Origin of the sequence: Neisseria sp. P0007.S010, from assembly GCF_051962875.1 — a bacterium.
GTDB lineage: Bacteria > Pseudomonadota > Gammaproteobacteria > Burkholderiales > Neisseriaceae > Neisseria > Neisseria subflava_A.
In genome coordinates, this window is the sequence record NZ_JBQCUX010000003.1 from 147,489 (window position 1) to 161,581 (window position 14,093).

Sequence of the window (14,093 nt, forward strand, 5' to 3'; positions counted from 1 at the left end):
GTTTTGTCTTAGATGAATCGATATTTCTAGTTTTATATTTGATTTTTCTTAGTTTGGTTTTATTTGGTTTAGTTTTTCTGACTTGAACCTGCTATGTGATTATGATGAGAGGTGTGAAATGACTCGTTCGCGTAAAAATATTTTTTGGGTGCTGCTGGCGTTGGTGCTGGGTTTTTTTGCCCTGCCTTTCGGATCTTCGGAAGCGCATGAAGCGGACGGTAATTTGACGGCTTCGGAATGCGAACGCTTGGGCAGTTTGAGTCTGGATCAGATGGACGGCAGGCTGCTTGCCTTCGCCAAAGAATGCGATATGGTGGAGGCTACCCACGATTGGGAGCAACAGTACGGCAACTTGAATGAAGAAGAAATGCTTGCCGGCGTGGTGTATGAGTGATGTTTGTGAATAAATTGATAAAGGCCGTCTGAAAAACCATTGTTTCAGACGGCCTTGTGTTTTTAATAAGGATGATATTAAGGCATCAATGGTGCATTAGTCAGGCCGGTGGTTTCGGGCAGGCCGAACATAATGTTCATATTCTGCACGGCTTGACCGGCTGCGCCTTTAACCAAGTTGTCGATGACGGAAAGAACAATCCACACATCGTCTTGATCGGGCGCTTTTTGAACGCTGATACGGCAGAGGTTGGCGCCGCGCACGCTGCGGGTTTCAGGTGTCGAACCTGAAGGCAGGATATCGACAAAAGGACTGTCGCGGTAGTATTCGCGCAGTAAGGCTTCGGGATCGGTATGTTCTTGCAGGTGCAGATACAGGGTGGCATGCATACCGCGTATCATCGGAACAAGGTGTGGCACGAAAATCAGGCCGTCTGAAACATGGTCTTGCAGTCTGGACAGGGTTTGTTGGATTTCAGGCAAATGGCGGTGGCCGCTGACGCCGTAGGCTTTGAAGTTTTCACCTGCTTCACACAATAGGGCGTGGGTACTGGCTTTGCGGCCTGCACCAGAAACACCGGATTTACAGTCGGCAATCAGCGGCGCGTTGGCTTTCAGACGACCAGCCTGAAGCAGCGGCAATAAGGGCAGAGAAACGCAGGTAGGGTAGCAACCCGGATTGGCCACCAGCATGGCTTTGGCGATGTCGTCTTTGTAAAGTTCGCACAAACCGTACACTGCTTGGGAAACGAGTTGCGGCGCTGCATGGGTCATTTTGTACCATTGTTCCCATGTGGGGATGTCGCGGATGCGGAAGTCGGCAGATAGGTCAATCACGCGTACGCCTTTTTCCACAAGGGCCGGTGCTTCTTTCATGGCTACGCCGTTGGGCGTAGCGAAGAATACGAGGTCGCAGAGGTCAAGCCCGGCCTCTTCGGGCGTTTGGAATGCAAGGTCGTAAATGCCGCGCAGGCTGGGGAAGTAGTCGGCAACCGCAATACCGGCTTCGCTTCGGCTGGTGACGGCAGTGACTTCTGCGTTGGGGTGGCTGCTGAGCAGGCGCAACAATTCGACGCCTGTGTAACCGGTTGCACCAACGATACCAATTTTAATTTTTGTGGTCATGGTGTGGCTCCTTTGTAGGGATGACAATGCGTTTGATTATATAGTAATTAATTGCAGTCGGTCAGCGATGCTTGTGCCAAGCTTTGCAAGGGACGGTTAAACAGGCCGTCTGAAATATAGCATGAATAATATTCGAGAGCGGGTTTCAGACGGCCTGAGCGTTTGAAAAACGCAGTTTGCGGTTCGATTTGTCTGTTGATTTGTGGTGGGTGTTTCGTCTTTATCCTATCCATACAAACACAAAATAAAAACGCAAAAAAATGCCCCCGGGTTGGAGAACCGGAGGCAAGTATCCAAGGAGTAGCTCTCATTAATAAGAACTAGTTACTTAGTACTATATCTCTTGTTAGGATTGAAAGCAAGCGTTTTGCACATTTTAACATTTAAATAATTTTTTCATTCAAATTCAGAGAGCTATCAAACAGGGCTTGAATTTTGGGTTGGTGGCTGATGCCGATGACCAAAGTATTGGGCAAATGTTGCTTGAGGGTCTGCATCAACATCAGGGCGGATTCGTCATCAAGCTGGTTGGTGGCTTCATCTAGGAACAGGATTTGCGGTTTGTGCAGCAGTGCGCGTGCAAGGCTGAGGCGTTGTTGTTCGCCGCCGGAGAGAATGCCGTGCCATTCGTATGAAGTGTCCAAATCGTTCATCAACGTGTGCAGTCTACCCGTGGGGCTGTTTAGGCCGACTTGTTTCAAAACGGTTTGAATCAAATGGTCGTCTTGGCAGGCTGAGTAAGGGTAGCTGACGGTTTGACGCAGGGTATCGGTAGGCAGGTAAGGGCGTTGCGGGAAGAACAGGCGGCTGCCTTCAAGGGAAAAACTGCCGTGATAATACGGCCATAAACCGGCAAGCACGCGAAGCAGCGTGGATTTGCCGATGCCGCTTCGACCTTCAAGCAATACCCATTCCGGAGAACGGGCTTGGAGGTGAATATCAGTAAGCAGGGGGCTGCCGGTTTGGGTGTAGACGGTAAGGTTTTGCAAGACGACCTTGCCGCTATGATGCGGCAAATCTGTTTGGTGTGACTGAAGGGAGGGGCTTTTTTGTTCTGCTTGTTCCAAGGCCGTCTGAAAACCGGAAAGCCGTTCGATGACTGCCGCCCATTCAATCAGGCGGCGGTATGCATCGGTAAACCAGCCGAAACTGTCTTGAACGCGGGCAAACGATGTGCGCGTCTGCATCATGTCGCCGAAGGTCATGGTTTTGGCGAGGTACATGGGCAGGGTGGCGAGGATGGGGATGAAGATGCTGATGCGGACATAGGTTGCCCAGAAGGTTTCTTGGCGGAATTCGCAGTTGGTGAGCCGCCGCCAGTTGTCGCGGATGCGGAGGTAACGTTGTTTCAGACGGCCTGTTTCCGCTTCGCCGCCGTTGTAGAAGGCGATTTGTTCGGCATGGTCGCGTACACGTAAAAGGGCTGCGCGGTAGTCAGCTTCGCGATGCTGGCGGTCGATATTGAGGTTTTTTAGTTTGCGGCCGACAAGATGGGCGATGACGGTGCTGAAGATGGAATAAATCAGTGCAACCCAAACAAGGTAGCCGTAAACGGTAATGCTGTATCCGCCGATGTTGAAAGTCTGTACGCCGGAGAGCGTCCACAGTACGGTGACAAACGCGCTGAATTTGGCAATATTATTGATGAAGGAGCGAAAGAGGCCGATGCTTTTGTCGGCAAGCAGGTAAATGTCTTCGGCGATACGTTGGTCGGGGTTGTCCGGTTCGCCTGTCAGGCGCAGACGGTAGTGTTTGTGGCCTTCGAGCCAGTTTTTTTGAAATTGCTCGGTCAGATGGGTGCGCCAACGGAAGATGAGGCGTTTTTGCAGCCAGTCGGCACAAACGATACAGCCGATAACCATCGCCATATAGCCGAGGTATTCGACAATGAGCGAAGGCATGGATGCGCCGCAGCCAGTGCGTCGTAGAAGCGTTTGTCCCATGCGGCAATCCAAACGCTGATGGTAATAGAGAATAGGGTGAACCCTATCAAAACGGTGAGCATCAGCCATTGGAGGTGACCGTGTGCCCCTGCCCAAAAAGGGCGGGCAAGGTAAAAGAATTTTTTGAGTGTTTTCATAATGCTTGTGAATGCATGCGAATGGCCGTCTGAAAGTGAAATTGTACTTTCAGACGGCCTTTTTATCAGCAATAGTTGGTTTTTATATGCTTTTGAAGAGTGGGGGTAATCCACTCTCGGTTTGTCGCTACTTACATCTTCCACTTCAGGCTGAACACGGCATTGCGCGGTTCGCCGTAGAAGTTGCCGCTGTTGGCGGCACGGCTGTATTGGTTTTCGTAGTAGCGTTTGTCGGTCAGGTTGTTGACTGCCAGCCCCAGTTGCAGGTTTTTGCTCGGGCGGTATTGGACGTTGGTGTTCCAAACCGTGTAGCCGCCTTGCTTGATGGAGCCGTAGGAATTGGCGGTTTTGCTGCTGCTCTTCAAGCCAAGACCGACCGTCCATTTGCCGTCATCCACCGGCAGGACATAGCTGGTGTAGAGGCGGAACATATGCTTCGGCGTATGGCTGCTGAAGTTGTAGCCTTTTCGGCGCGATTCAACATTGCCGGTAACGCTGCTGCGGTTGGTGCTGCGGTTGAAGGTGTAGCCTGCGTAAACTTGCCAACGGGCGGTCAGGCTGCCGGAGATTTCGGCATCCAAGCCGCGGCTGCTTTGGTTGAGCGGTTCCCAGTAGGCGTGCGGTTTGGCATTGACGCGTTGGTTGTTGTTGTCTTTGTCGGTGCGGTAGAGGGCGACCGAGGTGTTCAGACGGCCTTCGTTCCATTCGCCTTTCCAGCCGAGTTCGTAGTTGCGTCCCATAATCGGCGGCAGTAGGTTGTCGTTGTAGTCGCGGTTCATCGTTTGTTTGAAGATGGACGTATAGGCGGCGTAAATACTTTGTTTAGGCGTGATGTCGTAAGTGATGCCGGCATAAGGAACGAAGCGGTTGCGTTTGAGCGAGTCTGATGAACCTGCTACCCCGTCTTTGAGGTCGCGATCCCAATAGTAGCCGCGTTTCCAGCTGGTGTAGCGTCCGCCTGCGATGATGTGCAGTTTGTCGGTAGGATTGATGCGCGCGCCCAAACCAAAGGCATGGGTAGTATAACGGCCGTTGCCGCCACGGGCTTTGGTTGTGGCAGAATCCCAATCGGGTTTGGCTTTCTCGCTGCCGTTAAAGGCATCTGCGTCATAGGTGCTGCTGTCGTTGAGCCAGCGGTTGCTTGAATTCACGTTCTCTTTGGAATAGCTGTGCATGAAGAAGAGGTCGTGATTTTGGCCGAAAGCGAAGATGCGGCCGGTCAGGTTGTTTTGGAAAGTGAACTGGCGGTTGCCTGCATCGTAACGGTCGAAGCTGTATGTGGTTCCCAGGCCGTCTGTACCGATGCCGTTACCTGTGCCGCCCAGCGTGTAATATTCTTTTGAACTGGTGTTCTTACGCCAGTCCAACTTGCTGCTCAGTTTCCAGTTGTCGTTGAAATAATGTTCAAATTCGGTAAAAAGATTGTATTTTTTCAGGCGGGCTTCGTTCCAATCCGCACCCAGATAGCGGCTGCGTTTCCACTCTTTGCCGTCTGCACGCATAGGTAGGCCGTCTGGATCGGGTGTTTCGGTTTGGTTGAGATAGCTTGCGCCCTAGGTAAGTTTGCTGTTGTCGCCGATGTCTTTGTCCATCACGCCATACAGAAGGAGGTCGCGGCCGCCGGATTGGTCTTTGAAGGTTTTGTTGCTGCCTACCGAGCCGACAAAGCGTCCGCGCAGGCCGTGCTCTTGGCTTAAGGTACCGGATGCATCAAAGACGCTGTTTACTTTGCCCCATGAGTTTGCCATCAAATCGGCGGAAAGCTGGCGTTTTGCAGTCGGCTTTTTACGGACGGCGTTTACAGTGCCACCGGGTTCGTTGTTTGCCTGTGTCAAACCTGCCGCACCGCGCACCACTTCAATGTGGTCGTACATTGCCATATCGGTTGCACTGGTCGGGTCGCCGGCCGGGCCGCCTAAGCCGAATCCGCCGGGTGAGCCGAGTTGAGTGGCAATACCATCTTCTTCAAACTGTTCGATAAAATAGCCGCGCGACATGAAATGCGTGCGTCCGCCGCTTTTGAAAACATTGATGCCGGTAGCGTTTTGCAACGCACCTTCTAAGTCGGTGATGCCTTGGTCTTCAATTTGTTTTTTAGTAATGACGCTGACAGATTGGGGGATTTCCCGCGGAGAGAGCACTAATCCCGTAGTCGAACGCAGGGCGGATACTGTGTAGCTGTTTTGACTTTCAGTGCGCAGGCTTTTGTTTTTACCCACTACGGTAACTTGTTCCACTTCAGCCTGCCGTACCTCTTCGGCAGCTTGTGCGGCTTGGGGCAATGCGGCAAGGCAGAGAGCAAGTGTGCTCAGTTTGAATAGTTTCTCAGAATGATGCATTTGATGAGGTCCTTGATAAAGAAAGATCTGTTTGTTTTTAAATATTGGCGGCAATATCTGTTTAAATTGAGCAGTTATTTTTTATAATCCGTTTGTTTTAAAAATTAAATTTAAATCTCCGAATCATTTTATTTGATTCAATTTCGATTTTGCCAAACCATCGGGTCAAAAAAAGGTTGCCGCCGGAAAGGGAGCCGTTGGCAACGAATGGAGGTGGTAATGCAATGAAAGCTAGATATAAGGAGTAGTACCAAACTAGCTATAAAGAACTATATCGAAACGGTGAAAAAAATCAACAGGAATTTTTTTCGGTTAAGAAAATTTTTTAGACTGTTTGCTTTATATCAAGGTTAAAAAAAGTTTGATTGGAAAAGGCCGTCTGAAAACGGAAAGAATCGGTTTCAGACGGCCTTTGAATCAAGCGGGGTTAGAACTTGTAATCGACTTTGAACATGACGTTGCGCGGTTGGCCGTAAATATTGTTAATGCCCATTGTGCGAATACGGTGGTTTTCATAGTAGCGGCGGTTGCCCAAATTGCTGCCGATCAAACTGAGGTTGAGATTTTTGGTCGGTGTGTAATGAACATCGGCATTCCAAAGCAGGTAGCCGCCTTGGCCTACATTCCACAAACTGTTGGTTTTGCTTTGTACGGTCATGCCGCCGCCGATGGTCCATTTACGGTCGGTAAAGGGGAGGCGGTAGCTGGTGTACAGGCGGAACATATGTTTGGGCGTATGTTTGCTGAAGTTTGTGCCGATGGGGTAACGCGCCCCTTCGCTTTCTTTATATTTGCTCATATTGAAAGCGTAGTTTGCCGATATTTTCCAATCTTCGGTGAGGTCGCCGGAGAGTTCGGCTTCAAAGCCGCGGCTTTGAACTTTGCCGATGGCCTGATATGCCCATTCGCCCATAGCGTTGCGTTTATCTAAATCATACGGACGGTTTTTTTGAATGATTTGGTAGAGGGCAAACGAGCTGTTGAGCCTGCCGTTGCCAAACCAGTCGGATTTGAAGCCGATTTCGGTATTGGTACCGGTAATCGGGTTCAGGAGGTTGTTGTCCATATCGCGGTTGGTCTGCGGTTTTTTGATTTGGGTGTAGTTGGCATAGATGCTGTGGTTTTTGTCGACATCGAATGTAATGCCCAAGTAAGGGACAAGGCTGGATTTTCGGTATTCGGACAGTTTGCCTGTTTTGCGGTTGTCGAAGTCGTATGCCCAGTGTGTGTAACGCAATGCGCCCAAAATATGGAGTTTGTGCCAAGGGGTAAAGAGAACGCCTGTCGATACGGCATGGTTGGTGATGGTACGTTCGGTATCGGTATAGTTGGCGTTGCCGCTTGTCCAATTGGTGCGCGCCACGCTCTTCCAGTCGTAATCGAAAATATTGTATTCGTTAGAGGTACGGGCTTTCCATAGGTTGTAGGAGCTGTTGTTTTCCCGTGAATAAGTGTAGTTGGCAAATGCCTGCTGTTCGTTGCCTAAGGCTTGGAATTTGCCGGATACGCCGGTTTGGAAGGCAAATTGTTTGCCGGTATTGTCGTATTTTTGGATGTTGTCGGTTGCACCGGTAAAAATACCGTTCTGTCCGATGCCGGCGAACCTGCCGCCTGTATTGGCTGCGGTGGCGAAGTTTTGGGCGGATGAAGAACGGTTGTAGTTGAGCTTGCTGCTCCATTTCCAATTGTCGTTGATTTGATGGTCGAATTCGGCAAAGACATTGCGTTTGTAAAAGCGGATTTGATTCCATTCCGCGCCCAGATAGGTATCTCTCGGAAGGTTAAGGTCAAAGCCATTGCCCATCGGTACGCCGTAAAAATCGGGTGTTTCTTCGGTGCGTTGGTACAGGCCGCCAAGTGTGGCTTTGCTGTTCTCGCCGATATCGGCCTCTAAAATCCCGTACAGCATTTGGCCTTTGGTTGGGTTTTTGTCTTGGAAAGTTTTATTGCGTGTCAGGCTGGAAACCAAACGGCCGCGGACGCTGTGACTGCTGTTTAAGCTGCCCGATACGTCGCCGATCAGGCCTGCTGCGCCGAAACGGTCGGCCATAAAACTTAAGGTTGCCTGCGTATTGGCGGTCGGACGTTTGCGTACGGCATTGATTGTGCCGCCGGGTTCGCTGTTGGATTGGGTCAGACCGGTCGGACCGCGGACAACTTCGATATGGTCGTAGATGGCCAAATTGCTCATGCTTTGAGGGTCGTTGTACGGGTTGCCGGATGAGCCTGCAACGGTAGTGGATAAGCCGTCTTCTTCAATTTGATCGATGTAAAAGCCGCGCGACTGATAACGCCAACGGCCGGAATCGGGAATCACGTTGATGCCGGTTGTGGTTTTTAAGGCTTGTTCCATATTGGTCATGCCTTGGTTATCCAGCTGCGTTTTGGTAATCACGCTTACCGACTGCGGCGTTTCTTTCGGAGACAAGGCAAGCCCGGTGGTAGTACGCATGGCTGAAGTTGTGTAGGAGTCGCGGTTTTCGGTGCGGGTAGAACGGTTTTTGCCGGTTACATTGACGGTTTGCAGCTCGGCAGTTTGTTCTGGCCGGGGTGTTGCAGTGTTTTCTGCTAAGGCTGCATAAGGCAGAGTGGCAATAATGAGTGCTAATGTTTTAAGGGCTGGGGCGTTCATGAACGTCTTTCTATAATTAAAATTTAATCGAACTAAAATAAGAATAATTATATTTTACGATAATTTTGTTGTTTTGTAATTTAAGAACAAGGTTTTGAGGTTTTTTAGCGGATTTATGTTGTTTCTATGGTTTTTGAAGGTGTTTTTGAAATTAAACTAGCTAAGGGAATCAAGCGACAGGCCGTCTGAAAATTTTCGGGGTGGTTCGGCTATAATGCTGTTTTAGATTTTTAAGGCCTTCGCAAAAATACGGTTTCGGGGCTTTAGGCTGAATGTGTACCCGATATGTTTGCAAAGGTTTTGGGGTATGAGGAGAATGAGATGAAGAAAGTTTTGGTGTTGCAACATGGGGATTTGGGCGCTTGCGACTGGTCGGCGTTTGGCGGTTTGGTGTCTGCACCATTAGGAAAGTCGGTATTGCGTCTGCCGGTTGATGATGATTTTGAATTGACGGACGAGATGCGTGCGGCGTTGATTGCGCAGCAGATAGATGGTGCGGTGTTGCCGGATGTGGCTTTTGCTGATTTGGGACTGATTGTCAGCGATATGGATTCGACGCTGATTACGATTGAGTGCGTGGATGAGATTGCGGACGGTGTCGGGCTGAAAGATGAGGTGGCAGCGATTACGGAGCAGTCGATGCGCGGCGAGCTGGACTTTGAGCAGTCTTTGCGTAAGCGTGTGGCTTTGCTGGCCGGTTTGGACGAGCGCGTGTTGGAAGAGGTGTACGAGAATGTGTTGCAGCTGTCGCCGGGCGCGGAATTTTTGTTGGAAGAGTGCAAACGGAATGATGTGAAGTTTATGCTGGTGTCGGGCGGATTTACGTTCTTTACGGAACGCCTGCAACGGCGTTTGGGCTTGGATTTCCATTTTGCGAATGTGTTGGAAGTGGAAAACGGCAAGCTGACAGGCCGTCTGAAAGGGCGGATTATCGATGCGCAGGCTAAGACGGATTTATTGCGTGAATACCGTGAGCGTCTGGGTTTGGCTCCGTGGCAGGTGGTGGCGATGGGTGATGGTGCGAACGATATTCCGATGATACGGGAGGCGGGATTCGGCATTGCTTATCGGGCGAAACCGAAAACTGAAGCGAATGCGGATGCGTGCGTGCGCTTTGGTGGTTTGGAGCGGATACGCGGTTGGTTTGCGTAAACTGTTTGAGAATATTTGTCAGTCAGGTCGTCTGAACAATCGGGAAACCGGTTTCAGACGGCCTGATGTTTTATAAGGCGATAAAACGGTAGCCTTCGGCATCGACTTCGAGAATGGAGGCGTAATTGTTGCGCCAGTCGCCAAGTACGATGCGGGTGTAATCGGCGTTGCGATGGATGTTTTCGCGGTGGGTATGGCCGTGGATGAGCAGGGGAGTGTGGAAGCGTTGGACGGTTTCGTGGGTAAAGGTTGGATTAACGTCCATGATGTCGGCGGTTTTGTGTTGCTTGTCCTGTTTGCTCTGCTTGCGGATTTTGGTGGCGATGTTCAGCCGGAGTGTGAGTGGCAGGAGCAGGAACAGGCGTTGCAGCCATTTTTGATGGACGGTACGGCGGAATTTTTGATAAGAATGGTCGTCGGTGCAAAGGGTGTCGCCGTGACAGAGTAGGGTGGGTGTGCCGAATAGGTCGATCACGGCGTACTCGGGCAGTAAGGTCATGCCGGTATCGCGGGTGAAGGTTTTGCCGATGAGGAAGTCGCGGTTGCCATGGATAAAATAGCAGGCGACGCCGCGCTCGGTCAGGCTGCGGATGGTTTGCTTGATGGTTTGCACCAAAGGGCTGTTTTCGTCATCGCCGATCCAAAAATCGAAAAGGTCGCCAAGAATGTATACGGCTTGGGCATGAACGGCTTTTTCTTGCATAAATTTCTGGAAGAGTGCGGTCAGTTGAGGATAGGATTCGCTCAGGTGCAAATCGGCGATGAAGTAAATCGGCATGATGATGTGGGACGTATGGGAAGGGTTTTATTATAACTTGGGTTGCCGCGTTTGGATTTGGGCTTGGTGTTTTTCGTTTGTAATGCGGTGATTTTATTGTTTTGATTTGGTGTGATAAAGGCCGTCTGAAACATCTTTTCAGACGGCCTTTGTGGTTTATTGGGCTTTGCCCTGATAAGTGATTTGTTTCAGTGTATCTTCTTGGTACAAGTCGCTGATGGGGACGGTATAGAAGAATTCGTTGCTACGAACAAAGCGGTTGACCAAGTCTTTGTCGAGATGGAGGATGTGGTGCCGCAGTTTGTTTAGGCCTTTGAATATCATGGTGCTCCAACGCATATAGCCGTCTGAATTGGGGCGGATGTCGTTCATGGCATCAAGGGCGAGGAGTTTGCGGTTTTGCTCTTCTTTATCTAAAGGATGGGAATAGATGCTTTGGAAGTAAAACGGTTGCTCGGTGGATGGCGGCAGGCTGAGGGAGGAACCTACTTTGCCGATAGGGAAGTCGTCGCTCAGATAATGTATGGTGTGTAAAAACAGATTGCCACGGCGGTAATCGATTTTGCGTAGGGCTTCGATGGCGGCCAGCGCAGTATGTTGGTGGTCGGGATGCGCATCAATATTTGGGGACGGCGACACGATAATATCCGGCTGGAACGTTTCTATCAGATAGCCAAGGTTGTCCACCAAGCTGTTCCAAGTTGAGCCGGGCTTGAAGTGTTTCGCCAATGGGGAGGTATTGGCACGACGGAAAATATCGACGTCGGTTGTATCGATTTTGGTCGATTTAATCTCTGTTTCCGGATTTTGGCGCATGGCGGTCAAAGTGCTGTCGAAGTAGCCCAGTTGCAGGATGTTTTCAGACGGCACACCGGCCAAAAGGGGAACGGTCAGGCTGTTCCAAACGCGCATTCGGCCTTTTTGCAGATATTGTGCCTGAGTATCGCAGTCGCATGTGCTGTAAAGATTGCCATAGTGAAAGCTGCCGCCTTCGCTGGCGGTTAAGGTGCAGATCATTGAATTGGCCGCGTGTTTTTCGTACAAACCGTATGTGCTGAGTTCGGCATCGTCGGCATGAGGCGCGAGGACAAGGATTTTTTTCCCATCTAGGTTTTCACGTGGGTAAACAGAGAGTTCGATTTCTTGATCGGACAAGGTTAGGTATTTGCCTTCCAAGCGGATGGTTTTGTCGCTGTCGGAGAAGGTGTCGCTCAGATTGATATAGCGCACGCCTTTTGCGCCATATTCGAAATATTGCTTCCATTTGCCTTTGGATGAAATGGTTTCAACAAAAGGCAATACCAGCAATCCTGCCCAAGTGGATTTGATACGGATTTTGGCAATGACGGTATCTTGCCCGCTGATAGTGGCAGGTAAAGTCAGGCTGCCACCCTTGAGGGTAGCATGCGCGGTAGAGGGGAGGGAGGGATAGTTATAGTCTTGGTGTGTGTTATAGGCAAACTGTTTTTTATGAATAATTGAAGTAATAATAAACAACAAAACAAAAAAAGTCAGTATCAGCCCCGTCAGTATCAGAAACATTGTTGGGTTCCTTTATTGTTGTAACAGTCATGATATTGCTTGTGGAGCCTATTTGTTTGTTTTTCTTATAAACGGTTGTTTTTTATACTCTAACGTCATTGAAGTGAACATTTAAAATAAAACAGTTTATTAGTTGATTATATATAAACGACTAAAATACAGAAAGGCCGTCTGAAAAGTTTGAAAGAAATTTCAAAAATTTCAGACGGCCTTGATATTTTAAAGGTTAAGCCGATAAATTACGCTTCTTTTGTTTCAACTGCTTTCTGACGCAGACGCAGGCTCAACTCGCGCAGCTGTTTGTCGTCGACCACATTAGGTGCATTGGTCAGCAGACATTGTGCACGTTGTGTTTTCGGGAAGGCAATCACGTCGCGGATAGATTCGGCACCGGTCATCAGGGTAACCAGACGGTCGAGGCCGAATGCAAGGCCGCCGTGAGGAGGCGCACCGAATTTCAGATTGTCCAAGAGGAAGCCGAATTTCTCTTGTTGCTCTTCAGGGCTGATTTTCAGCGCGGCAAACACTTTCTCTTGTACGTCTGCACGGTGGATACGGATAGAGCCGCCGCCGATTTCCCAGCCGTTCAATACCATGTCGTAGGCACGAGCCAGGCAGTTTGCAGGGTCGGAAACCATCAGGTCTTCATGACCTTCTTTAGGCGCGGTAAACGGATGGTGTACGGCAACGTAGCGGTCGGCTTCTTCGTCGTATTCGAACATTGGGAAATCGACAACCCACAAAGGTTTCCATTCGTCTACGAAGTAGCCGTTGTCTTTGCCGTGTTCCAAGCCAACTTTGATACGCAGTGCGCCGATGGCTTCGTTCACGACTTTGGCTTTGTCTGCGCCAAAGAAGATGATGTCGCCGTTTTGCGCGCCGGTACGCGCGATGATTTCTTTCAGGGCGTTTTCAGACAGGAATTTCACAATTGGAGATTGTAGGCCGCTGTCTTCGCCGTTGGAGAGGTTGCTCACATCGTTTACTTTGATGTATGCCAGACCTTTCGCGCCGTAGATGCCGACAAATTTAGTGTATTCATCGATTTCTTTGCGGCTGAATTTCGCACCGTTAGGTACACGCAGAGCGACTACGCGGCCGCCTTTCATGTCGGCTGCGCCACGGAAGACTTTGAATTCTTCCGTTTTCATCAGGTCGGTCAACTCGGTGAATTTCAAGTTGATGCGCATATCCGGTTTGTCAGAGCCGTAGTAGAACATGGCTTCAGAGTAAGGCATGCGTGGGAAGTCGCCCAAATCTACGTTTAAAGCATCTTTGAAGACTTGTTTGGCCATGCCTTCGGAGATGTCCATGATTTCATCCTCGTTCAGGAACGAGGTTTCCAAGTCGATTTGAGTGAATTCAGGTTGGCGGTCGGCACGCAAGTCTTCGTCACGGAAACATTTGGTGATTTGGTAGTAACGGTCGAAACCGGCAACCATCAACAGTTGTTTGAATAATTGCGGAGATTGCGGCAGAGCGAAGAATTCGCCCGGATGAACGCGGCTTGGTACGAGGTAGTCGCGCGCGCCTTCCGGAGTGGAACGGGTCAGCATCGGCGTTTCGATGTCGATGAAGCCTTGTGCGTCCAAGTAGCGGCGAACGCCCATGGCCACTTGGTAACGCAGGCGCAGGTTGCGTTGCATGGCAGGACGGCGCAAGTCGATAACGCGGTTGGTCAGGCGAACGTTTTCGCTGATGTTTTCATCGTCGATTTGGAACGGAGGCGTAGCGGCAGCGTTCAAGACTTCGATTTCTTTGGCAAGGATTTCGATTTTGCCGGAAATCATTTTGTCGTTGGTTGTACCTTCAGGACGATTGCGTACGCGGCCGGTAATGCTCAAAACGTATTCGTTGCGGGAAGAGTCGGCAGCGGCAAATGCTTCCGGAGTGTCAGGGTCGATAACGACTTGAACGATGCCTTCGCGGTCGCGCAGGTCGATAAAAATTACACCGCCGTGGTCACGTCGGCGGTGTACCCAGCCTTTGACGGTAACGGTTTGGTCTAAGTATTGCTCGCTGATAAGGCCGCAATAGTTGGTACGCATAAAA

8 protein-coding genes and 2 pseudogenes are annotated in these 14,093 nt (G+C 50.1%); 2 read left to right on the top strand and 8 right to left on the bottom strand.

Annotation, left to right across the window (positions count from 1 at the left end; translation table 11 throughout):
* Positions 1–118 precede the first annotated feature (118 nt).
* The gene (locus ACTHR7_RS03500; RefSeq protein ID WP_003748371.1) at positions 119–394 is read left to right on the top strand and encodes a hypothetical protein; all 276 of its coding nucleotides are present in this window, start codon (positions 119–121) and stop codon (positions 392–394) included.
* Between the two features lie 77 nt (positions 395–471).
* On the opposite strand, the gene argC is transcribed toward ACTHR7_RS03500, so the two are convergent.
* From argC to ACTHR7_RS03525, 5 genes and pseudogenes are all read right to left on the bottom strand, one after another.
* Positions 472–1,518 carry an N-acetyl-gamma-glutamyl-phosphate reductase gene (argC, locus tag ACTHR7_RS03505; RefSeq protein WP_070645868.1) on the bottom strand — a complete coding sequence of 349 codons (1,047 nt, stop codon included), beginning with the start codon at positions 1,516–1,518 and terminating at the stop codon, positions 472–474.
* A 47-nt stretch (positions 1,519–1,565) separates the two neighbouring features.
* Positions 1,566–1,751, bottom strand: a complete 186-nt coding sequence (locus ACTHR7_RS03510) for a hypothetical protein (RefSeq protein WP_141752518.1) — start codon at positions 1,749–1,751, stop codon at positions 1,566–1,568.
* 150 nt (positions 1,752–1,901) lie between these two features.
* Positions 1,902–3,598: pseudogene (locus tag ACTHR7_RS03515) on the bottom strand (ABC transporter ATP-binding protein/permease).
* Between the two features lie 131 nt (positions 3,599–3,729).
* Positions 3,730–5,937, bottom strand: a pseudogene (locus ACTHR7_RS03520) (TonB-dependent siderophore receptor).
* A gap of 427 nt (positions 5,938–6,364) precedes the next feature.
* Complete coding sequence (locus ACTHR7_RS03525; RefSeq protein WP_293203615.1) at positions 6,365–8,569, bottom strand: TonB-dependent siderophore receptor; 2,205 nt, start codon at positions 8,567–8,569, stop codon at positions 6,365–6,367.
* Positions 8,570–8,890: 321 nt separating this feature from the next.
* On the opposite strand from ACTHR7_RS03525, the gene serB reads away from it, so the two are divergent.
* On the top strand, positions 8,891–9,721 hold the full coding sequence (gene serB, locus ACTHR7_RS03530; protein ID WP_440370326.1) for a phosphoserine phosphatase SerB: 831 nt from the start codon (positions 8,891–8,893) through the stop codon (positions 9,719–9,721).
* A gap of 70 nt (positions 9,722–9,791) precedes the next feature.
* Here the strand turns inward: serB and lpxH are convergent, their stop codons facing one another.
* The 3 genes from lpxH to aspS all read right to left on the bottom strand — a co-directional run bounded on the left by lpxH (position 9,792) and on the right by aspS (position 14,089).
* The gene (gene lpxH, locus ACTHR7_RS03535) at positions 9,792–10,502 is read right to left on the bottom strand and encodes a UDP-2,3-diacylglucosamine diphosphatase (protein ID WP_199903538.1); all 711 of its coding nucleotides are present in this window, start codon (positions 10,500–10,502) and stop codon (positions 9,792–9,794) included.
* Positions 10,503–10,655: 153 nt separating this feature from the next.
* Complete coding sequence (locus tag ACTHR7_RS03540; protein WP_440370327.1) at positions 10,656–12,041, bottom strand: PIG-L deacetylase family protein; 1,386 nt, start codon at positions 12,039–12,041, stop codon at positions 10,656–10,658.
* A gap of 239 nt (positions 12,042–12,280) precedes the next feature.
* Complete coding sequence (gene aspS, locus ACTHR7_RS03545) at positions 12,281–14,089, bottom strand: aspartate--tRNA ligase (protein ID WP_101755990.1); 1,809 nt, start codon at positions 14,087–14,089, stop codon at positions 12,281–12,283.
* Positions 14,090–14,093 lie beyond the last annotated feature (4 nt).